Genomic DNA, 21712 nt, shown 5'->3' with positions numbered 1-21712 from the left:
TCTTTTGACTTTGTTTTAAAAGACAAGATCAAAAGATCGCAGCCTGCGGCAGCTCCTACAGGAGGTTTGTGCGGTTCTCTTTGCGGGAGATGAGCAGGCTCAACAGGACCGAGCCGAGAACCACCCCACCCACTACCGCCAGCGACCACTCCACCGGCATGTGCAACCACGGCATCAACACCATCTTGGTGCCGATAAATACCAACACAATCGCCAGCCCATACTTGAGCAAATGAAAGCGCTCAGCCATGTCCGCCAGCAGGAAGTACAGCGCCCGCAGGCCCATGATCGCGAAGATGTTCGAGGTGAAAATGATGAACGGGTCGGTGGTCACAGCGAAGATTGCCGGGATGCTGTCGACCGCAAACATCAAGTCGCTCGCTTCGATCAACACCAACACCAGAAACATCGGCGTCGCCCAACGCACGCCGTTTTGCACAATGAAAAACCGCTCGCCATGAAAGCCGCTGGTAATGCGCAAATGCCCGCGTACCCAGCGCAGCAAGGGATTGTTGTCGAGGTCCGGTTGATGCTCGGCGAACACCAGCATCTTGACCCCGGTGATGATCAGGAACACACCGAACGCGTACAGCAGCCATGCGAACTGTGACACCAGCCACACGCCGGCGAAGATCATCGCCGCGCGCATCACAATCGCCCCGAGCACGCCGTACAGCAGCACCCGTCGCTGCAACTCGGGCGGCACGGCGAAGTAGCTGAAGATCATCACGAAGATGAACATGTTGTCGATCGACAGCGATTGCTCGATCAGGTAACCGGTGAGAAATTCCAGAGTCTTCTGCCGGGCGATATCCGCGCCGAACGTGCCGTTCAGGTACCACCAGAGCAGGGCGGCGAAGCTCAGCGCCAACAAGCACCAGGCAATGACCCAGGACAAGGCTTCGCGCACTGACACCCGGTGCGCCTTGCGTCCACCGAAAACAAACAGGTCCAATGCCAGCATCGCTAGCACAAAGACGATGAAGGCGCCCCACATCCAGGGTTCGCCGATGTTGATGTGAGTGGTTGGCATGTCACGCTCCCTGTCTGTGATTCGATTAGGCTCAGACGAAGCCATGCTAGCGGTGCGTTGGCGGGCAAGAAAAATCGTTTATTTCTGCGGTAGAGTTCGATAAAAACGAAGTCTCGGGCCAACAGGGGCATCCGATTCTTTCCTCGATTTCGGGTCGCACCGTTGGTGTCACCCTTACGGAGCGGCATTTTCAGCCATGCAAACCGACATTCTCGAACCGCAAGCCGTGTGCAGCCCGATCACCCGCAGCGCGATTTTTATCGTCGCGACACTCAATGAGGGGGCCGACGCCGCCGCAACCGTGAAAGGCTGGTGCGGTGATGTTGCCGGGCTGGTGCGGTCGGTCGGCAAGCGCGTGCCGTCAGGCAATCTGACCTGTATCTGCGGCTTTTCCTCGAACGCCTGGGATCGCCTGTTCGGCCACCCGCGCCCGGCGTCCCTGCACAGCTTTCGCGAATTCGGTGGAGAAGGGCGCCACGCACCGTCAACTCCGGGCGACCTGCTGTTGCACATCCGTGCCGATCAGATGGACCTGTGCTTTGAACTGGCCACGCAAATCATGGCCGTGCTGGGCGACGCCGTCACCGTGGTCGACGAGGTGCAGGGCTTCCGCTATTTCGACATGCGCGGCATCATCGGTTTTGTCGACGGCACGGAAAACCCTGTCGGGCGCAAAGCGGTCAATTTCACCATCGTCGGTGACGAAGATCCGGACTTCAGCGGCGGCAGCTACGTGCTGGTGCAGAAGTACCTGCACAACATGACTGCGTGGAATTCGCTGAGTGTCGAAGCGCAGGAACGGGTGATCGGTCGCAAGAAACTCTCCGACATCGAACTGGACGACTCGGTGAAACCGAGCAACTCGCACAGTGCGCTGACGACGATCACCACGGCGGAGGGCGAGGAAGTGAAGATCCTCCGTGACAACATGCCGTTCGGGCGGCCGGGCGCTGGCGAATTCGGCACTTTTTTCATCGGTTACGCACGCAAACCTGAACCGATGGAGCAGATGCTGGAGAACATGTTTGTCGGCAAGCCGGTGGGTAACTATGACAAGTTGCTCGACTTCAGCACCGCCGTCACCGGCGGCTTGTACTTCGTACCTTCAGCCGATCTGCTGGAAGAACTCGCGGAGCGTTGATCAGCGAAAAAACTCCCCCGGCGTTTCGCCAAACTGTTGTCGGAACGCCGCGATAAACGCCGACGTCGAGTCGTAGCCGCAGGCCAGCGCCACATCGGTGACGCGTTCGCCTTTCTCCAGCGGCGTCAGCGCCCCGAGCAAGCGCAGGCGTTGACGCCAGGCGCGGAAGGTCAGGCCGGTGTCGCGCAGGAACAGGCGGGTGAGGGTTTTTTCAGTGACGCCGAATTTCTCGCTCCAGTGGCTCAGCGTGGTCTGTTGTTCTGGATGTTGTTCAAGGCTCAGGTAGATCTGCTTTAAGCGGACGTCTTGCGGCAGCGGCAGCATCAGGTCGATCTGCGGCGCTTCGGCCAGTTGATCGAGGATCACTTGGGCGAGGCGTCCATGCGGGCCGCTCTGGTCGTATTCCACCGGAACCTGACTGAACGCGCGGATCAGTTCCCTGAGCAGATCGCTGACGCCGAGCACGTGACAACGCTCGATTGCCCATCCGGCAACGCTGCAATCGATGTACAGACTGCGCATTTCGGTGTGCGGCGAGCTGAACACCCGATGCGGCACACCCGCCGGAATCCACACGGCGCGCTCGGGCGGGGCGACGAAGCGTCCTGCGCTGGTCTGTATTTCCAGCACGCCCTGAATCGCGTACGACAACTGCACCCACGGATGACTGTGGCGCCGGGTCAGGGCGCGATTGGGCAGCGATTCGGTGCGCCCGTACAGCGGACGCGGCAGGCTGGGCAGCCCGGGAATGCTGCGGCGCACGCTTTTGTCATGTCCTTTAGGCGGCATCTTGTGGCCCTTCGGCGTTAGTCGGTAATTTGTAGTCACGTTAGAGTCGTCGGCACGCACTGGCAACCCCCGGATGAGCACACCATGACGCGCCCCAGATTTTTACCCGACAATTTCACCCTCACGCTGGTCGGCGTGGTCCTGCTGGCGAGTTTTCTGCCGGCCAGCGGCCAAGTCGCGGTCGGCTTCGGCTGGCTGACTAACCTGGCGATTGCCCTGCTGTTTTTCCTGCATGGCGCCAAACTGTCCCGTGAATCGATCATTGCCGGCGCCGGCCACTGGCGCCTGCACTTGCTGGTGTTCGGCCTGACCTTTGTGCTTTTCCCGTTATTGGGCCTGGCGCTGAAACCACTGCTGTCACCGTTGATCGGCGACAAGTTGTACATGGGCATGCTGTATCTCTGCGCACTGCCCGCCACGGTGCAGTCGGCGATTGCTTTCACTTCTTTGGCACGGGGCAATATTCCGGCGGCGATTTGCAGCGCGGCGGCGTCGAGTCTGTTCGGGATTTTCCTCACGCCGTTGCTGGTGACCCTGCTGCTCAACGTCCACGGTGATGGCGGCTCGACGCTTGATGCAATCCTGAAAATCAGCGTGCAATTGCTGCTGCCATTCATTGCCGGGCAGATCGCCCGTCGCTGGATCGGCGCGTGGGTCGGGCGCAACAAGAACTGGCTGAAGTTCGTCGATCAGGGCTCGATTCTGTTGGTGGTTTACGGTGCGTTCAGCGAAGCGGTCAACGAAGGCATCTGGCATCAGATTCCGCTGTTCGAGTTGCTGGGGCTGGTGGTGGTCTGCTGCATCCTGCTGGCGCTGGTGTTGCTGGCCTCGACCCTGTTGGGCAAGGTGTTTGGCTTCAATCAGGAAGACCGCATCACCATCCTGTTCTGCGGTTCGAAAAAGAGTCTGGCCACTGGCGTGCCGATGGCGCAGGTGCTGTTTGCCGGTAGCACGATTGGCGTGTTGATTCTGCCGCTGATGCTGTTCCACCAGATTCAGTTGATGGTCTGCGCGGTGTTGGCCCAGCGCTACGCCAAGCGCCCTGAGTCGGTGCCCGAGCTGATGGCGCAAGTCGACCCATAACACACCGTCTACGTGTAGGAGCTGCCGAAGGCTGCGATCTTTTGATCTTGTCTTTAAAAACAAAGTCAAAAGATCGCAGCCTGCGGCAGCTCCTACAGAGTTCCTGCGTATTTCACGGCTGCCGCCCGCGAGGGCACGTTTAACGTGCGCAACAACGAAGACACATGAATCCGTACCGTGAACGGTGAAATATCCAGTTCGCGGGCGATTTCCTTGTTGGTCTTGCCTTGGGCAATCAAGCGCAGCACGTCCTGCTGACGAGGCGTGAGGGCGGCGCCGGTTTCCAGCGGCAACAAGCCCGAAGGCGCAAACTTCACCAGCACCTCACCTTCACGAATCGCCAGAATCGCCTGACCGATTTCATCGGGGGCAATGTTCTTGCCGATAAAACCGTCGATCCCGGCGGCCATGACTTCGCTGATCAGCGACTCATCATCCACCATCGACACCACTATCAACGTGGTACGCGGCAAGCGTCGACGCAGTTCGGCCAACTGGCTGACGCAGGTCAGCCCGGGGAACCTGAGATCGAGAATCAGCGTCTCGGGTTCGTCACCCAAGGGCAGCAGGGCCAGTACGGCGTCGAGGTCACCGGCTTCGTCGATAACGGCTTCGGGCAGCAAACGCTGAACCGTGTGCAGCATTGCTTCGCGAAACAGCGGGTGATCGTCGGCTATGATAATTCGGCAGGTCATGGCATGACCCTCCCTGGGTCAGGCGTTGCTTAAGGCCTGCACATTAGCACCGAGCGCAAGGGTTGCCTGTAGGTTCCTTTTGATTTTGACGATTGCCGCACAAGGATGTTTAACCATGAAGTTCGAGAAAAACACCGAACTCGACCAGGCCAATCTGCGCATTATCATCGCCAGTATTGCCGTGGTTTACATGCTCATCCTCGGTTTTTTGCCGGGCCAGCGCTTCGATACGTATCTGCCGGTGGTCACCTACATCTTTGTGTTTTTGCTGGCCTCGATAGGCTTGCGTCAGGCGATTGCGCGCTGGCCGGGGCATTACCCGGCGCGGCGGATTTTCGCCATGGTCCACGATTACACCGGCACCTGCTTTGGCCTTGTGGTCGGTGGCGAGGCGGCGTTGCCGCTGTATGCGGTGATCATCTGGGTCAACCTCGGCAATGGTATGCGCTATGGCTCGCGTTATCTGGCGATTGCCACGGCATTGGCGTTGCTGGCGCTGGTGTGTGTTTATCGTCTGACCCCGGTGTGGCAGGCGCAACCGTTCATGGTGTTGATGCTGATCATCACCAGCACGGTGATCCCGTTTTATGCGCACTTGCTGTTGGAGCGTACGCGCAAGGCCTCCGAAGAGGCGGTGGCGGCGAATCTGGAAAAGTCGCGGTTTCTTGCCCAGGCCAGTCATGATTTGCGCCAGCCTATTCACTCTATCGGCCTGTTCACCGCGTGCCTGCGTGAGTCACGATTAGGCGATGAGGAGCGGCGTCTGGTCGACAATATCGACCGTTCATTGCTCAATGTTTCACAGCTGTTTCGCTCGATTCTCGATCTGTACACCCTCGATAACGGTCGCGTCCTGCCGAAACTGCAAAGTGTGAATCTGGGCGAATGGCTGGCGGAGCTGATTCGCCAGAACGCTGAAGCCGCACATTGGGCCGGCGTTGAGCTGCGCTTGCGACCTTGCCCGTACTGGGTTCAGACCGATCCGGCACTGCTGGCGACCATGGTGCAAAACGTGCTTTCCAACTGCTTCAAATACGGTGCGCATCGGCCGGTTTTGATCGGCGTGCGTCGGCGCGGGGCAGGGCTGGCCATTGTGATTTATGACCAAGGCCACGGAATTGCCGAAGAGCATCTGGCCAAGGTGTTCGAGGAGTTTTATCGGGTGCGGCAAGTGCGTGACAAAGACGTCGAAGGCGTGGGGCTGGGGCTGGCGATCGTCAAGCGTCTGGGAGAGTTGATCGGCGTAAGTGTTGCCCTGCGCTCGCGGCTCGGGCGGGGAACGGCGGTGACCTTGTACGGGTTGCCGATCACCTCACCGCCGCAGTCAGCGGTCAATCGGGATGAGGCGCGTCAGGTCGGTTTGCTGACCGGGCTGAAGGTGTGTCTGGTGGAGGATGATCGCAACGTATTGCTCGCGACTTCGGCGCTGTTGGAGCGTTGGGGCTGCTCGGTGCAGGCGGAGCTAAGTGCGCAGAATCTGGTTACCGACTGCGACATCATCGTTGCCGACTATGACCTCGGCACCCACGCTACCGGAATCGAATGCATCGACGATGTGCGCAGGCAACGCGGTTGGGCCGTGCCAGCGATGATCATCACCGGACATGACGTCGAAAAAATCCAGGCAGCCCTGCACGACCGTGACATCGCCATTCTGTCCAAACCGGTACGCCCGGCCGAACTGCGCGCGACCTTGCGAGCCCTGCGCGATCGCCAGCCCGAACTCACCGAAAATGCCTTGTAGGTGTCCATGGGTCTGTAGGCGCTGCGGCACGCTGCGATCTTTTGATGTTGATGAGAAGAGCAGGATCAAAAGATCGCAGCCTCGTTGCACTCGACAGCTCCTACAGGGTCAAGCGTCTAGCGCTTGCACAGGTAATCCTGGGTGATGGTGGTCTGCAGGCAGTTGTATTGCCCCATGGTGCGGCAGATGTTTTTCTCGGAGCCGGTGACCTCGGCGTTTTTGTATCCCCAGGTCTTGCAGCGTTGCGCGGCGACGGTCAGGCCTTGTTCGGCGCTGGTCTGGCCGCTTTCGAATTGGCCCAGTTCATAGGAGACCTGGACGACGCCATCGTTTTTGCTGCCGCCAGTGGCTTCCCATTGTTTCGGCGTGGCGCAGCCAGTGAGGAACAGGGCGCTAAGCGTGAGTGTTGCGATCAGGGATTTCATAGTGTTTCTTCCTTGGTGTTGTTCTGATTTCCAGGCACAACGATCCGCACGCTGCGAACAGGCAACGTCGAGGAGCATCGGGGATGCGGGGAATATAACGCCAGGTGAGGAGGCGGTCGATTAGCACAAATGTGCTAGTGCGGTGCTCAACAGGCGGCTCGTGGGAACCGCCCGTTGGGCCAAGGGATGATTACTGAGGGCTGTTGAACTGGTCGGAATAACTGCCTGTCATCAATGCGGAGGCGACCCGATCAGAGCCGACGCCGACCCGCGAATAGGCAACTCGGTTGACACCGGTACGATCAGCGCCATCAGCCGCCAATGCGCCTGCACCGACATGATCGGCACCATCAGCCGCCAATGCGCCTGCACCGACATGATCGGCACCATCAGAAGCGACTGCGCCCGCACCGACATGCTCAGCCCCGTCGGAAGCGACCGCGCCCGCACCAACATGGTCAGCCCCATCAGAAGCCACCACGCCTGCACCGACATGATCGGCGCCGTCAGAAGCCACCGCGCCTGCACCAACATGGTCGGCGCCGTCAGACGCCACCGAGCCTGCACCAACATGATCGGCGCCGTCAGAAGCCACCGCGCCTGCACCGACATGATCGGCGCCGTCAGAAGCCACCGCGCCCGTACCGACATGATCGGCGCCGTCAGAAGCCACCGCGCCCGCACCGACATGATCGGCGCCATCGGACGCCAACGCCTGCGGCTGCGCCGCCCAGACATTGGGCACCACAACGGTCGCCACGACCGCCAGAAGCACGCCTGACAACAGCTTGTGTTTCATAGTTTTCTCCATGACCCGTCAGCCACAACGCGATGAGGCATCGTTCGTCGCTTATTCGTTGGCGCTGCGACTCATTGGCTTGGGTCAGTCTGGTGGGCGAAAGGCACGGGCACACCGTCTGGCGTGCGGGTGTCGACATAATCATGATCGAACTGGTTGAGTATAGATCGCGCTAGCGAGGCGGCGTGGCGGGGGGATCGACGGGCGTTAGGCGCTTCTCTTCCTGTACCGGTCAGACACAGTTGAAATCAATCTAAAAACGACGAAGCGGTTCGGCGAGCCTTTGCTAGTCTCAAAGAGGTAGGCGAAGACGCAGACTGATGCGCAATCGGATAGCAAGGGGGCGTGGGGCGCGCTCCGAAAGGTACACGGTTAGAAAGATCTCCGCGCTGAGATCCAGCCCTTATGCCGTGTGAAGCAGCCGAGGCCGTACCTTTTCAATTTGGCCCGGTACTGTGGGAAGCCCGATAAACCTTGTAAGCCAGAGACCAGCACTGGCCGCCTGCTCGAACACCAAAGCCCGCTTCGTGCGGGCTTTGTCGTTCTTGCCCGGTCAGATCGATTGCAGCGCCTGCGCCAGATCGGCGCGCAGGTCTTCGACGTCCTCGACGCCCACCGACAGACGCACCAGACCATCGCCAATGCCCAGTTTGGCGCGGGTATCCGCCGGAATGGTTGCGTGGGTCATGATCGCCGGATGCTCGATCAGGCTTTCCACGCCACCGAGACTTTCCGCCAGGGCGAAGATCTTCACGTTCTCAAGGAAGCGCCGCGCGCCCGCCAGATCACTGTTCAGATCGACGGAAATCATCCCGCCAAAACCACGCATCTGGCGCTTGGCCAACTCATGTTGCGGGTGCGACTCAAGGCCCGGATAGTAGACGCGTTTGATTTGCGGCTGTTGCTCCAGCCACCGCGCCAGATCCAGCGCGTTGCTGCAATGACGTTCCATGCGCAGCGCCAGGGTTTTCACCCCGCGCAGGGTCAGAAACGCATCGAACGGCCCGGCAATCGCACCGACCGCGTTCTGCAGAAAGCCCAGCTTCTCGGCCAGTTCTTCGTTCTGGCCGACCACGGCAATGCCGCCGATCACATCGGAGTGACCGTTCAAGTATTTGGTGGTCGAGTGCAGCACGATATCGAAACCCAACTCCAGCGGACGCTGGATATAAGGGCTGGCGAAGGTGTTGTCGGCTACGCAAATAATTCCGCGAGCGCGGCAGATACGGGCGATCGCGGCCAGATCCGAGAGGCTCAGCAGCGGGTTGGTCGGGGTCTCGACCATGACCATGCGCGTGTCGTCCTGCAAAGACGCTTCGAACGCCGACAGATCGGCCAGATCGACAAAGCTGAAGCGGTGCCCGGCACTGCGCTGACGGACCTTGTCGAACAGGCGGAAGGTGCCGCCGTACAAGTCATTGCCGGAGACGATGTGCGAGCCGGCATCGAGCAATTCCAGCACCGTGGAAATGGCCGCCAGCCCGGAAGCGAAGGCGAATGCGCGGGTGCCACCTTCCAGATCCGCCACGCAGCGCTCCAGGGCAAAACGCGTCGGGTTGTGCGAGCGCCCGTAATCGAAACCCTTGTGTACGCCGGGGCTGTCTTGCAGGTAGGTGGAGTTGGCGTAGATCGGCGGCATCAGTGCGCCGGTGGTCGGGTCCGGCGTTTGCCCGGCGTGGATCACCCGGGTCGCGAAGCCTTGGGATTTGTCGTCGTGCTGACTCATGCGAGGGATCTCCGTAATTGGTTGAGCATGTCGGTGCGGGTGATCAGGCCATGGAAGCCCGATGCATCGGCAATGATGGCGACGAGGCCACGGCTGAGTACCGATTCGAGCTCGGACAGGCTGGCGCCGGGTGCAAGGGTTTGCAGTTTGTCGGTCATCACGCTGGAGACCGATTGGCTGAAGCGAGCGGCGTCTTCATGCACTGGCAGGAGGATGTCCGATTCATCGATCACGCCGACCAGTTGCTTGCCTTCCACCAGCACCGGCAATTGCGAGACATCCGCCAGGCGCATGCGCTGGAATGCGGTCAGCAGGGTGTCGTCAGGGCCGACACTGATCACCCGGCCGTCTTCGAAACGGCGGGCGATCAAGTCACGCAAATCGCCGTAGCCCTTACGCTGCAACAGGCCTTGATCGGTCATCCATTGGTCGTTGTAGACCTTCGACAGATAACGCGTGCCGGTGTCGCAGACAAAACTCACCACGCGTTTCGGCTCGGTCTGTTCGCGGCAATAACGCAGTGCGGCGGCGAGCAGGGTGCCGGTCGACGAACCACCCAGAATGCCTTCGGCCTTGAGCAACTGACGGGCGTGGTCGAAGCTTTCCTCATCGCTGATCGAGTAGGCGTGGCGCACGCTGGAGAGGTCGGTGATCGATGGAATGAAGTCTTCGCCAATGCCTTCCACCGCCCATGAACCGGGCGTCGGCATTGTGCCGTCACGGCTGTATTGGGCCATGACCGAACCGACCGGGTCAGCCAGGACCATTTCCAGATCCGGCTGCACGCGTTTGAAGAAACGGCTCAGGCCCGTCAGCGTGCCGGCCGAACCGACACCGACGACGATGGCGTCCAGATCATGTTCGGTCTGCGCCCAGATTTCCGGCGCGGTGCTGCATTCGTGGGCCAGCGGGTTGGCCGGGTTGTTGAACTGGTCGGCGAAGAATGCGCCGGGAATGTCCTTGGCCAGACGCGCGGCGACGTCCTGGTAATACTCGGGATGGCCCTTGCCGACGTCGGAGCGGGTGATGTGTACTTCGGCGCCCATGGCCTTCAGGTGCAGGACTTTTTCGGTGGACATTTTGTCCGGCACCACCAGCACCACACGATAGCCTTTGGCGCGACCAACCAGTGCCAGGCCCAGGCCAGTGTTACCGGCAGTGGCTTCAACAATGGTGCCACCGGGTTGCAGACGCCCATCGCGTTCGGCGGCGTCGATCATCGCCAGACCGATGCGGTCCTTGATCGAACCCCCGGGGTTCTGCGATTCAAGTTTGAGAAACAGCGTGCACGGCCCGGTATCGAAGCGGGTGACTTGCACCAGCGGAGTATTGCCGATCAGCCCAAGTACGGCAGGGCGTGATTCCTTTGACATTTCTTCACCTCTTAGTGGTGTTGATCGCGTTCCAATCGCGGGGAAAAGACTCGCGTGCAACATAGGCTCAGACATCCTCTGTCGCAACCATTAGTCCGTCGCCAATACAGCCAATTCGATCTAACGATAGATCGAAATCAAAGACCTGTAGGGGGGCTTTTGGGGGCGTTTATACGGAGGCGTCATTGAGTTTTCAAAGGGCGCCTTCATGGCGACGAACAGCTTGAATTGCCGAGAAATTTCCTGCCGCAAAAACCGTTCAACCGTCGTCCGCGATTTCAACTTTGCAGTGTTTTCAGGTGACAGGCTGCGATTAGTTGATCATGAGGGAAACTCGCGATGATCAAGATTAAAATGAGTTTGTCTCACTAGTCGCTGCTGCCGACAATGGCCGCCATCAACAAGACATTGGAGTTGTTTGTTATGGCACTGGCCCATTCCCTTGGATTTCCGCGCATCGGTCGCGACCGCGAACTGAAGAAAGCGCAAGAGGCGTTCTGGAAAGGAGAACTGAACGAGGCAGGCCTGCGTGACGTCGGTCGCGAGCTGCGCAAGGCCCATTGGGACTTGCAGAAAAACGCCGGCATCGAGTTGCTGCCAGTTGGCGATTTCGCCTGGTACGACCAAGTGCTGACGCACTCGCTGATGTTCGGTGTGATCCCTGAGCGCTTCCGTCCGCACGACGGCAAAGCCAACCTGCACACCCTTTTTGGCATGGCGCGCGGCGTCAGCGACAGTTGCTGCGGCGGGGCACACGCTCAGGAAATGACCAAGTGGTTCGACACCAATTACCACTATCTGGTCCCGGAATTCAGTGCGGATCAACAGTTCCAATTGGGCTGGGAGCAGTTGTTCGAAGAAGTCGAAGAAGCGCGCGCACTGGGGCATAACGTCAAACCGGTGATCATCGGCCCGCTGACTTACCTGTGGCTGGGCAAGGCCAAAGGCGCGGAGTTCGACAAACTCGAATTGCTTGATCGCCTGCTGCCGCTGTACGGGCAGATCTTCTCGCGTCTCGCGGCCCAAGGCGTCGAGTGGGTGCAGATCGATGAGCCGATTCTGGTGCTCGACCTGCCGCAAGAATGGAAGAACGCTTTCGAGCGTGCCTACAACCAGATCCAGCGCGATCCGCTGAAGAAACTGCTGGCTACGTACTTCGGGGGCCTGGAAGAAAACCTCGGTTTGGCCGCCAACCTGCCGGTCGACGGTTTGCACATTGATCTGGTGCGCGCACCGGAGCAATACCCGACCATTCTTGATCGCTTGCCGGCTTATAAAGTGTTGTCCCTGGGCGTGGTCAACGGCCGTAATGTCTGGCGCTGCGATCTGGAAAATGCCTTGGCGACTTTGCAGCATGCGCACGAGCGTCTGGGCGATCGCCTGTGGGTCGCGCCGTCCTGCTCGTTGCTGCACAGCCCGGTGGATCTGGGCCGTGAAGACAAGCTCGATGCCGAGCTGAAAAGCTGGCTGGCCTTTGCCGTACAGAAGTGCGAAGAAGTGGCGGTGCTGGCTCAAGCCGTCAACCAACCGGAAGCGCCGAAAGTGCTGCGTGCCCTGACCGTAAGCCGTTCGGTGCAGGCCGCCCGCGCGGCGTCGCCACGTATTCACAAGCCTGCCGTTCAGGCTCGGGTGGCGGCAATCACCGCCAAGGACAGCCAGCGTCAATCGCTGTTTGCCAAGCGCATTGCCAAGCAGCGCGCTGGTCTCGATCTGCCGCTGTTCCCGACCACAACCATCGGTTCGTTCCCGCAAACCGGGTCGATTCGTCTCGCACGCCAGTCGTTCAAGCAAGGCAAGCTGACCCTTTCCGAATACACCGAAGCGATGCACAGCGAAATCCGCCACGCGGTGGAAATCCAGGAGCGTCTGGGCCTCGATGTGCTGGTGCACGGTGAAGCCGAACGCAACGACATGGTCGAATACTTCGCCGAGCAACTCGACGGCTACGTTTTCACCCGCTTTGGCTGGGTGCAAAGCTACGGTTCGCGTTGTGTGAAACCGGCAGTGATCTTCGGCGACTTGAGCCGTCCGAAAGCCATGACCGTCGAGTGGATCCGCTACGCTCAGGGCCTGACCGACAAGGTCATGAAAGGCATGCTGACCGGTCCGGTGACGATGCTGATGTGGTCGTTCCCGCGTGAAGACGTCAGCCGTGAAGTGCAGGCCCGGCAACTGGCGCTGGCAATCCGTGACGAAGTGGTTGACCTGGAAGCTGCCGGCATCAAGATCGTGCAGATTGACGAAGCGGCGTTCCGTGAAGGCCTGCCGTTGCGTCAGGCGCAGTGGCAGCCTTATCTGGATTGGGCGACGGAAGTGTTCCGCCTGTGCGCCTCGGGTGTGCGCGACGAAACGCAGATCCACACGCACATGTGCTACAGCGAGTTCAACGACGTGATCGAGTCGATCGCGGCGATGGATGCCGACGTGATCACCATCGAAACCTCACGTTCGGACATGGAGCTGCTGGACGCCTTCGAAGCCTTTGCCTACCCGAACGACATCGGCCCGGGCGTCTACGACATCCACTCGCCACGCATTCCGGATGCTTCGGAAATGGCTAATCTGCTGCGCAAGGCGGCCAAGCGTATTCCGGCAGAACGCCTGTGGGTCAACCCGGACTGCGGCCTGAAAACCCGCGGCTGGCCGGAAACCGAAGCGGCGCTGGTGCACATGGTCACCGCCGCCCGCCAACTGCGCAAAGAGCTGGCCTGACACCTACAGCTGGAATACACACAATCCCCTGTAGGAGTGAGCCTGCTCGCGATGGCGTCGCATCAGTCACTAATGAGTTGACTGACACACCGCTATCGCGAGCAGGCTCACTCCTACAAGGGTTGTGTATGAAGTTCAGAATCGGGGATTTCCTTGGCATCGCCGGGAGGCTGTTGCTACTGTGCCCAGCCGCAGTTCAGGTGTTTGCCGCTACATGAGTGATCAACCCGTTATCCAGACCGTATCCGACGCCGACATTCCTGAAGTGCTGGATTTTGTTCTAAAGGCCCGCGCCGAGCTTTTCCCGAAGCTGAGCGCGACGGGCATGCCCGACGATCTGGCGCGTTTTGCCGAGGTTTATCTGCATGGGGCAGGGCGCTTTCTGATCGCTCGCCACGAAGGGCAAATCGTCGCGTCCATCGGCTATCTCCCTTATGACCGACGCTTCCCGCACCTTGCCTATCCCGACCGCACAGTGGTGGAGGTCGTGCGTCTGTTCGTCCTGCCTGCGCAGCGCCGTTCAGGGCTGGCCGGCGCACTGTATGGATCACTCAAGGATCTGGCACTCGCCAACGCAGTAGACGTGATTTACCTGCACACCCATCCGTTTCTGCCGGGCGCCATCGCGTTCTGGCAGCGGCAGGGTTTCGAGATCATTGATGCCGACGCTGACCCGGTGTGGCAGACCACACACATGCACGCCGTCATGCGTGGAAACGTAGAATCTGCGCCCCGTCAAACGGATCCGTCAGGTAATGCGCTCTGACCCCGAATGTTTCCTGCAACCGCTGCGGTGTCAGCACCTCCAGCGGTTCGCCCAACGCCACCAGCCGCCCGCGCTCCAGCACCGCCAGACGATCGCATTTTAACGCCTGATTCAGATCATGCAGGGCGATCAACGTGGTCACCGGCAACGCCTGCACCACGTTGAGAATGGTCAGTTGATGCTGAATGTCGAGATGATTGGCCGGCTCATCCAGCAATAGAATTTGCGGTCGCTGCGCCAATGCCCGAGCGATGTGTACGCGTTGTCGCTCACCGCCCGACAGGCTGCGCCAGAGACGATTGCGCAGGTGCGTCGCGTCAACGTCGGTCAGCGCCTGTTGGACGATGGCATCGTCAGCCGCCGACCACGGTTGCAGCGCCGACAGCCACGGCGTGCGCCCCAGCGCTACAGCGTCGAACACGCGAATGCCGTCGTCGGTGTCAGCCTGTTGCTCGACCACTGCAAGTTTCTGCGCAATGCTGCGGCGGGACATTTTGCCCAGACGCTGACCGTCGAGCAGTACTTCGCCAGCGCTCGGTTCGCGCAACCCGGCCAACAGTTTCAACAGGGTCGATTTGCCCGAACCGTTGGGCCCGACGATACCGAGGGTCTCGCCGCGCTCGACCGCAAGGCTGACACCGTTGAGCAACTCGGCACCGCGCACCTTGAAGGTCAACCCGGAACAACTCAGAACGCCGCTCATCGAGCAGACCTGCGTGCGACCAGAATCAACGCGAACACCGGCGCACCGACCAGCGCGGTGATCACGCCGACCGGAATCACCTGCCCCTTGATCAAGGTGCGCGACAACACGTCGGCGGCGATCAAAAACACCGCGCCCCCCAACGCACTGGCCGGCAACAGCCGAGCATGCCCGGTGCCGAGCAGCAGACGTGCGGCATGCGGAATCACCAGCCCGACAAAGCCTATCGAGCCGACAATCGAGACCATCACCGCTGTCACCAGCGCCGCACAGCCGATCAGCAGAATCTGCACCCGGCGCACCGCAATGCCGAGGGACGCCGCCGAGTCTGCGCCAAAGGTAAACGCATCCAGCGCGCGACGATGCCACAGGCACACGACCAGACCGGCGAATGCCACCGGCACTGCCAGCCACACCGACGGCCAACGCACGCCGCCGAGATTGCCAAGCAGCCAGAACATGATGCCGCGCGCCTGTTCCGAGCTGGCTGAGCGGGTAATCAGAAACGCGGTCAGTGCATTGAACAGCTGCGAGCCGGCGATGCCCGCGAGAATGATTTGTCCGGTGCCACTGGCCGAGCCGCTGACCCGCGCCAGCACAATCACCAGCACAAACGCCGTCACCGCCCCGGCAAACGCGCCCGCCGACAGCGAAACCACCCCGGCGCCGACGCCGAGCAATGCCACCATCACCGCGCCGGTCGAGGCGCCGGCGGAGATGCCCAGCAGATACGGATCGGCCAACGGGTTGCGCAACAGCGACTGCAAAATCACCCCGCACGTCGCCAACCCGGCACCACAGGCCGCGGCGACCAGTGCGCGGGTCAATCGATAGTTCCAGACAATGCCTTCGTCGATGGGGTCGAGCGCATAGCCGGCGCCCCACAGTTTGTTGGCGAGGACTTGCAACACCACGCCCGGTTCAATCGAGGTCTCACCGATGGCCACGCCGGCAACCACTGCAATCAACAGTGTCGCCAAGGCCAGCAGCGTACGGATCAGGCTTGCACTCATTGCGACAGGTCATAGCCGTTGATGGCCGTGGCCAGTTGTTCCAGGCCATCGAACATGCGCAGGCTCGCCTGCATGGCCATGGCGTCGAGAACGATGATGCGGTTGTGTTTCACCGCGTCCATGTTGCGCGTCACCGGGTCGCTGCGCAGGAAGGCGAGTTTCTTTTCATGGTCGTCAGCGGGGAAGCGTCGACGGTCCATTCGGGCGATGACGAGGAAGGTCGGGTTGGCCTTGGCGATGGTTTCCCAGCCAACCGTTGGCCACTCTTCATCGGATTGCACCACGTTGCGCACGCCGAGGGTGCTGAGCATGAAATCGGGAATGCCTTTGTGTCCGGCCACGAACGGCTCGATGTCCATCTGTGCGCTGGAGAACCAGACCAGCGCGCTGGCGTCCTTCAGCTGTTTGCCCTGGGCGATGGCAATCGAGCGGGCGAGACTGGCCTTGAGTGCGTCGTTGAGCTGCTGGCCACGCTCCTGCACATCGAAGATTTGCGCCAGTTGACTCACGCTCTTGTAGATCGTGTCGATGCGAAACGGTGCCAGGCGCGTGCCGTCGGCGCCGACGAGGTTGTCCTTGGCTTCGCAATCGGAGGGCAGCAGGTACGTCGGAATCTTCAGTTCATGAAACTGTTCGCGAGTGCCGACCGCGCCTTGCGGGCCGACCATCCATTCCAGCTCCACGGCGACCAGTTCCGGACGCTTGCCGATCACCGATTCAAAACTCGGCTCGTTATCGGCCAGGCGCTCGATCTGGTCGTTCTGCGCCTTGTACTTGGCCAGCACGTTGTTGAACCACAGCGAAGTGCCGACGACTTTGTCGCCCAGACCCAGGGCGTAAAGCATTTCCGTGCCGGCCTGGCCGATGGTCACCGTGCGCGTCGGGGCGTGTTGGAAGGTGAGGGTGCTGCCGCAGTTTTCCACCGTCAGCGGGTAAGCGGTCGGTGCCGCGTGGGCCAGGGTGCAAAGGCTCAGGCCAGTGATGAAGGTGGCAACGCGGGGCAGCAGCATGAGGCAGTCTCCGGGGAATCCGTACGCGGAGCGGGAGAGTACGGATTGGAAACACACCATCGAACGCGGTCAGGGCAACAGCGCAAGGCCGGTCATCCATTGAAGATGCGCACGGCACGATGTCCTTCCCGGACACCCCGCCGGTTAGTGAGTCACTGTGCCGGCAGGTCTCCTGACTGATGCGTCATCGCCTGGCTCCGGCCTTCCCGGGATTCACCCAGTGGCAGTCGTGGAGCAGGCTCGGCACCTACAGTTGCGGGGGCAGTTCCGGTCAGTGCTGTGCGAGCACCTCGGATTCCCTCTTAGTCCCCTTCGGGAACCGGCGGCGGCATGGTAGTCGATCGAGCCGCTGAAGGGGAGACGAATCTGCCGCAGCGAGGATTAGTGTTGGCTCATCAAACCGTGCAACACGCCCAAACGCAGGCCCGGTTCGGATGGCAGCATTTGCGCGATGCCAAACACTTTGAACGCCGCCAGCATCAACACCAGTCCACCGGGGAGAATGCTTTGGCGGTGCGGTTGCAGGCCGGCGAGTTGCAATTGCTGGACGTTGTTGACTTTCAGCAGCAGCAGCGACAGGCGCAGCAGTCCGCCGTAGGTGATGCCGTCCTGACCCAAATCGTTGAGGCGGTTGGCCTTGAGCACTTTGGCCAGCATGCGCGCGGTGCCGGAAGAGCCGATGGTCTGCTGCCAGCCCTGAGCACGATAGCGCCGGGCAACTTTTTCAAACTGCAGGATGGCGAAGCGCTCGGCTTCCTGCAGCGCGCCGGCGGACACATCGCCGCCGCGAAAGAAACGCGTGCTCAAGGTGCCGCTGCCGATGGCGATGCTCTCGGTCAGCAACGGCTGTGAACCCTGGCCGAGGATCAGCTCGGTGGAACCGCCGCCGATGTCGACCACCAGGCGCAGGTCTTCGGCGCTCGGCAAGGCGTGAGTCACGCCGGCGTAGACCAGGCGCGCTTCTTCATGGCCGCAAATCACATCGATGGGGAAGCCCAGATGCCGTTCGGCACTGGCCAGAAACAGCTGCGCGTTATCCGCTTCACGCACCGCACTGGTCGCCACCGCACGTACCCGGCCGGCCTCGAAACCGCGCAGTTTTTTGCCGAACCGCGCCAACGCCTGCCAGCCGCGATCCAGCGCCAGCGCATCCAGCGCGCCGCCATCAAAGCCTTCGGCAAGACGCACCGGTTCGCGCAGGGTTTTCACTTCCTGAATCAAGAAGCCTTTGCGACTGCGCACCGACTGGCCGATCATCAGGCGAAAGGCATTCGAACCCAAGTCGATGGCAGCGAACAGCGGGGCGTGTTCTTTCATGGGAATCCTTGCAAAACAGCCGTCACGCGGCGCAAGACGGTTTGCGAGGATTCTGCCGCGATCTTGATGACAGCCTGATGACGGGGCAGGGGCGGTTCAGTGAATTTACGGCTGTCATGACACTGTCATTATTCAGCGTCTATGCTTGGCTCAATACATCGCGTGTTCTTGAAGTTTCTGCTGCCATTCGTGGCAGCTTTTTTTTGCCTGCGATTTGAGCGAAGCAAACCATTACACATACCCCTGTAGGAGCTGCCGAAGGCTGCGATCTTTTGACTTTGTTTTTGGAGAGCAAGATCAAAAGATCGCAGCCTTCGGCAGCTCCTACAGGGGTCGTATTTGCAATTTTTAATAGAGGCTGGCTAATATACGTTCCATATACACATCGTATCGGATTCATATATGGGCATCGTAAAGATTTCAGAGGACATGCACGAGAACCTGCGTATCTCCAGCAACGCTCTCAGCCGCTCGATCAACGCGCAAGCCGAGCACTGGATGCGCATCGGCATGCTCGCCGAACTGCACCCCAACCTCGACCACAGCGCCATTTGCCGCTTGCTGATCCGCGCCGAACAGAACGGCGGGCTGGATCTGCAACAACTGACTCAGGAAGCCGTCAGCGCATGAGAAACCAGATCAAGATCAACACCCCGGCCGACATCGCGCAATCGCGCGCCGCCGGCAAACTCGCCGCTGAAGTACTGGCGATGCTGGTGCCGCACGTCAAGGCGGGCGTCACCACTGATCAGCTCGATCAACTGTGCAACGACTACATCGTCAATGTGCAAAAAGCAGTGCCGGCCAACGTCGGTTATCACGGCTTTCCGAAAACCGTCTGCGCCTCGGTCAATGATGTGGTCTGTCACGGCATTCCGTCGGGCACGCCGTTGAAGGATGGCGACATCGTCAACCTCGACATCGCGGTGATCAAGGACGGCTGGTTCGGCGACACCAGCCGCATGTACATGGTCGGCGAGGCAACACCCGAGGCGCAGCATCTGATCAAGACTACCTATGACGCCATGTGCGCGGGGATTCGCGTGGTCAAGCCAGGCGCCACCTTGGGCGATATCGGCCACGCGATCCAGACGTTGGCGGAGAAGGAAGGCTTCAGCGTCGTACGCGAGTATTGCGGGCACGGGATCGGCAAGGTCTATCACGATGAGCCGCAGATTCTGCATTACGGCCTTCCCGATCAAGGCATGAAACTCAAGGCCGGGATGATTTTTACCGTGGAGCCGATGCTCAATGCCGGTAAACGTCACGTGAAGAACATGCCGGACGGCTGGACGGTGCTGACCAAGGATGGCTCGTTGTCAGCGCAGTGGGAGCATATGGTGGCGGTGACGGAGACGGGCTTCGAAATCCTCACCGCCTGGCCCGACGACATCGAAGGCTATTCCCCGATCACCTAAACACCATAAACCCTCTGTGGGAGCTCGCTCGCGAAGACGCCGTGTCAGTCAACATCAACATTGAATGACACAGCGCATTCGCGAGCAGGCTCGCTCCCACAGTTGGAATGCACTCCTGTAGGAGCTGTCGAGTGAAACGAGGCTGCGATCTGTTGATCTTGTTTTTAACAGCAAGATCAACAGATCGCAGCCTGCGCCAGCTCCTACAAGTTATGTGGTGTATGCAGGGATGCTTTGCAGCCAATCAAGCACCTCATCCCACAACGGCTGTGCGCTTTCACGGAAGTAACCCATGTGCCCGTACGGTTTGCTGCCCAGTGGCGGCTGCAGATCCAGCAATGTCAGCGGCGCATTCACCATGGCTTTGACAAACGCATCGCGCGAACGCGGCGGCGCCCACGGATCATCGACCGACGTGGCGAAAACGCATGGCGTTGTGACCTCGGCGTAGAGCGCATGCAGATGGCTCATCTCGGGGTCGTCGAAGTAGTAGTGGGGGAATTTGCACCAGCGTTTCCAGTCGTTGTAAACGCCCAGCGGCAAATCATCGCCCATGCCTAGCATGCTCCAGGCCATGTAGCCCTTGCGAGCAACGATCGCCGGCAGGACCCATTTCCACATCAGGCTGATTTTCCACGCCTCGGTTCGGGACATCCAGCCGCTCCACCCCGCGCCACTGCCCAGGGTGTAGCAAGCTGTCAGGGCGGGGTGATTGGGCAACAGACCAATCGCGTGACCACCAAACGAATGGCCGACCCAATACAACGGCAACGCTTCCTGGCTTAGCAGATCCACTGCCGCCGCCAGATCCTGATAAGCCCAATCCAGATAAGACATCTCAAAGCCTTTGAGGGAAGCCGGCTTCGATTCACCGATGCCCCGGTAATCGAGGGTCAGCACGTGAAAGCCCTGGCGCGCCGCGTGCTCGGCAAAACGCCGATAAAAGCGCTGCTGGACCCCGGTGGCACCGGCCATGATCAGGTTACCTTTGACGACGCCCGCTGCGCCGTAGCGCTTGGCGGACAACGGATAACCATCGCGGGCAATGAGGGCGATGTCCTGTCTCTGGATCGATTCGGCAAAGGCTGCGGCCATGGTGTTCATGAAATTGTTCCGAGTGAGTTGAGCAAAGCCTTCAGCGACCTTTGAACTGCGGTTCGCGCTTTTGCATCATCGCCATGACGCCTTCGCGGACATCCTCGGTTTTGATCAGGGCCAGCAGTTGTTCATCAAGCTTCGACAGTGCCGCATCGTCTCCCTGATCCTGCGCCAGAAACGCCGATTGCAGCGTCGCCTGAATCGCCAGAGGCGCAGCCTTGGCAATGCGTTCGGCGTATTCGATGGCGCGTGCCAGAGTCTGACCGGGTGCGACCACTTCGGTCAGCAGGCGCATGTGCAGGGCGGCAGTGGCATCGAACTCTTCCCCCGTGAGCATGTAGCGCATGGCGGCGGTCCAGCCCGCTGCGCGGGTGAAGCGCACGGTGGAACCGCCGGCGGGTGAGATCCCGCGCAACACTTCCAGATGAGCGAAACGGGCACTGGTGGCGGCAATGCTGATGTCGGCGTTGAGCATCAATTCGATGCCCGCCGTCCAGCAAATGCCTTCAATGGCAACCACCACTGGTTTACGCCTGCGCGGTTTGGAAACGCCCCATGGGTCGATGCCTTCTTCAGGATACTTGAAGGCGCCTGACACCAGTTTCGGCGTCAGCTCCATCAAGTCCAGGCCTGCGGTGAAGTGCTCGCCATACGCGAACAGCACGGCGCAGCGCAGTTCGTCATTGCGCTCATACTCGCCGATGGCCAATGCCAGGTCCGTCAGCATTGCACTGTCGAATGCGTTGCGTTTGCCGGCGCGATCCAGACCGATCAAAAACAACTGACCGCGTTGTTCGCGGGTGACTCGGCCGGGGCCACTGTTGGCTTCGTTCATCTCTGCTCTCCCTGATTTTTTGTCGGCGGCCA

The 21712-nt window shown here is 60.3% G+C and carries 21 protein-coding genes and 1 riboswitch; of the genes, 8 read left to right on the top strand and 13 right to left on the bottom strand.

The window, feature by feature from the left end; genetic code table 11:
- Positions 1-55: 55 nt before the first annotated feature.
- On the bottom strand, positions 56-1033 hold the full coding sequence (locus ACZZ0B_RS13305) for a TerC family protein (RefSeq protein ID WP_463545429.1): 978 nt from the start codon (positions 1031-1033) through the stop codon (positions 56-58).
- A 196-nt stretch (positions 1034-1229) separates the two neighbouring features.
- Between ACZZ0B_RS13305 and ACZZ0B_RS13300 the strand changes: the two genes are divergently transcribed.
- Complete coding sequence (locus ACZZ0B_RS13300; protein ID WP_463545428.1) at positions 1230-2174, top strand: Dyp-type peroxidase; 945 nt, start codon at positions 1230-1232, stop codon at positions 2172-2174.
- Here ACZZ0B_RS13300 and ACZZ0B_RS13295 read toward each other — a convergent pair whose 3' ends face one another.
- Positions 2175-2963 (bottom strand): AraC family transcriptional regulator, encoded by a 789-nt coding sequence (locus ACZZ0B_RS13295; RefSeq protein ID WP_463545427.1) that lies wholly within the window; start codon positions 2961-2963, stop codon positions 2175-2177.
- Between the two features lie 84 nt (positions 2964-3047).
- On the opposite strand from ACZZ0B_RS13295, the gene ACZZ0B_RS13290 reads away from it, so the two are divergent.
- The gene (locus ACZZ0B_RS13290) at positions 3048-4046 is read left to right on the top strand and encodes a bile acid:sodium symporter family protein (RefSeq protein ID WP_463545426.1); all 999 of its coding nucleotides are present in this window, start codon (positions 3048-3050) and stop codon (positions 4044-4046) included.
- Positions 4047-4138: 92 nt separating this feature from the next.
- On the opposite strand, the gene ACZZ0B_RS13285 is transcribed toward ACZZ0B_RS13290, so the two are convergent.
- Positions 4139-4741, bottom strand: coding sequence for a LuxR C-terminal-related transcriptional regulator (locus ACZZ0B_RS13285; protein ID WP_440095096.1), 603 nt, complete (start codon positions 4739-4741; stop codon positions 4139-4141).
- Between the two features lie 115 nt (positions 4742-4856).
- Between ACZZ0B_RS13285 and ACZZ0B_RS13280 the strand changes: the two genes are divergently transcribed.
- Entirely contained in the window at positions 4857-6485 is a 1629-nt protein-coding gene (locus ACZZ0B_RS13280) for an ATP-binding response regulator (protein WP_463545425.1), read from the top strand.
- Positions 6486-6601: 116 nt separating this feature from the next.
- Here the strand turns inward: ACZZ0B_RS13280 and yecR are convergent, their stop codons facing one another.
- The 4 genes from yecR to ACZZ0B_RS13260 all read right to left on the bottom strand — a co-directional run bounded on the left by yecR (position 6602) and on the right by ACZZ0B_RS13260 (position 10808).
- Positions 6602-6910, bottom strand: a complete 309-nt coding sequence (gene yecR / locus ACZZ0B_RS13275) for a YecR family lipoprotein (protein ID WP_008082757.1) — start codon at positions 6908-6910, stop codon at positions 6602-6604.
- Positions 6911-7100: 190 nt separating this feature from the next.
- Positions 7101-7709 (bottom strand): phage infection protein, encoded by a 609-nt coding sequence (locus ACZZ0B_RS13270; protein ID WP_463545424.1) that lies wholly within the window; start codon positions 7707-7709, stop codon positions 7101-7103.
- Positions 7710-8262: 553 nt separating this feature from the next.
- Positions 8263-9435 (bottom strand): cystathionine gamma-synthase, encoded by a 1173-nt coding sequence (locus tag ACZZ0B_RS13265; protein WP_440095101.1) that lies wholly within the window; start codon positions 9433-9435, stop codon positions 8263-8265.
- Positions 9432-10808 carry a pyridoxal-phosphate dependent enzyme gene (locus ACZZ0B_RS13260; protein ID WP_008085127.1) on the bottom strand — a complete coding sequence of 459 codons (1377 nt, stop codon included), beginning with the start codon at positions 10806-10808 and terminating at the stop codon, positions 9432-9434. The genes ACZZ0B_RS13265 and ACZZ0B_RS13260 overlap by 4 nt, the downstream gene beginning before the upstream one ends.
- A 423-nt stretch (positions 10809-11231) precedes the next feature.
- Here ACZZ0B_RS13260 and metE point away from each other — a divergent pair, with 423 nt between their 5' ends.
- Positions 11232-13520 (top strand): 5-methyltetrahydropteroyltriglutamate--homocysteine S-methyltransferase, encoded by a 2289-nt coding sequence (metE, locus tag ACZZ0B_RS13255; protein ID WP_463545423.1) that lies wholly within the window; start codon positions 11232-11234, stop codon positions 13518-13520.
- 214 nt (positions 13521-13734) lie between these two features.
- A complete protein-coding gene (locus ACZZ0B_RS13250; RefSeq protein ID WP_463545422.1) occupies positions 13735-14286 on the top strand; it encodes a GNAT family N-acetyltransferase in 552 nt (183 codons plus the stop codon).
- On the opposite strand, the gene ACZZ0B_RS13245 is transcribed toward ACZZ0B_RS13250, so the two are convergent.
- The 4 genes from ACZZ0B_RS13245 to ACZZ0B_RS13230 all read right to left on the bottom strand — a co-directional run bounded on the left by ACZZ0B_RS13245 (position 14225) and on the right by ACZZ0B_RS13230 (position 18329).
- Positions 14225-14989 carry an ABC transporter ATP-binding protein gene (locus ACZZ0B_RS13245; RefSeq protein WP_463545421.1) on the bottom strand — a complete coding sequence of 255 codons (765 nt, stop codon included), beginning with the start codon at positions 14987-14989 and terminating at the stop codon, positions 14225-14227. The genes ACZZ0B_RS13250 and ACZZ0B_RS13245 overlap by 62 nt on opposite strands.
- A complete protein-coding gene (locus ACZZ0B_RS13240; protein WP_177323340.1) occupies positions 14986-15990 on the bottom strand; it encodes a FecCD family ABC transporter permease in 1005 nt (334 codons plus the stop codon). Before ACZZ0B_RS13240 ends, ACZZ0B_RS13245 begins: the two co-directional genes overlap by 4 nt.
- A gap of 8 nt (positions 15991-15998) precedes the next feature.
- Positions 15999-17012 carry an ABC transporter substrate-binding protein gene (locus ACZZ0B_RS13235; protein ID WP_463545420.1) on the bottom strand — a complete coding sequence of 338 codons (1014 nt, stop codon included), beginning with the start codon at positions 17010-17012 and terminating at the stop codon, positions 15999-16001.
- Between the two features lie 145 nt (positions 17013-17157).
- Positions 17158-17351: riboswitch (cobalamin riboswitch) on the bottom strand.
- A 42-nt stretch (positions 17352-17393) separates the two neighbouring features.
- Positions 17394-18329, bottom strand: a complete 936-nt coding sequence (locus tag ACZZ0B_RS13230; RefSeq protein ID WP_158830904.1) for a Ppx/GppA family phosphatase — start codon at positions 18327-18329, stop codon at positions 17394-17396.
- Positions 18330-18337: 8 nt separating this feature from the next.
- Between ACZZ0B_RS13230 and ACZZ0B_RS13225 the strand changes: the two genes are divergently transcribed.
- The 3 genes from ACZZ0B_RS13225 (at position 18338) to map (ending at position 19747) form a co-directional block, all read left to right on the top strand.
- Positions 18338-18547: a hypothetical protein gene (locus tag ACZZ0B_RS13225; RefSeq protein ID WP_463545419.1), complete on the top strand. Its 210-nt coding sequence runs from the start codon at positions 18338-18340 to the stop codon at positions 18545-18547.
- A 184-nt stretch (positions 18548-18731) separates the two neighbouring features.
- Positions 18732-18959: a ParD-like family protein gene (locus ACZZ0B_RS13220; RefSeq protein ID WP_007918027.1), complete on the top strand. Its 228-nt coding sequence runs from the start codon at positions 18732-18734 to the stop codon at positions 18957-18959.
- Entirely contained in the window at positions 18956-19747 is a 792-nt protein-coding gene (map, locus tag ACZZ0B_RS13215; RefSeq protein WP_463545418.1) for a type I methionyl aminopeptidase, read from the top strand. The genes ACZZ0B_RS13220 and map overlap by 4 nt, the downstream gene beginning before the upstream one ends.
- A gap of 210 nt (positions 19748-19957) precedes the next feature.
- Here the strand turns inward: map and ACZZ0B_RS13210 are convergent, their stop codons facing one another.
- Together ACZZ0B_RS13210 and ACZZ0B_RS13205 are read right to left on the bottom strand one after the other, a co-directional pair.
- A complete protein-coding gene (locus ACZZ0B_RS13210) occupies positions 19958-20851 on the bottom strand; it encodes an alpha/beta hydrolase family protein (RefSeq protein ID WP_463545417.1) in 894 nt (297 codons plus the stop codon).
- Between the two features lie 31 nt (positions 20852-20882).
- Positions 20883-21680 (bottom strand): crotonase/enoyl-CoA hydratase family protein, encoded by a 798-nt coding sequence (locus ACZZ0B_RS13205; protein WP_110720953.1) that lies wholly within the window; start codon positions 21678-21680, stop codon positions 20883-20885.
- Between the last annotated feature and the right edge of the window lie 32 nt (positions 21681-21712).

Source organism: Pseudomonas sp. AC247 (genome assembly GCF_979258015.1).
Note: the sequence above shows the minus strand (reverse complement) of the source record. Positions and strands in the feature narration are given on the sequence as shown.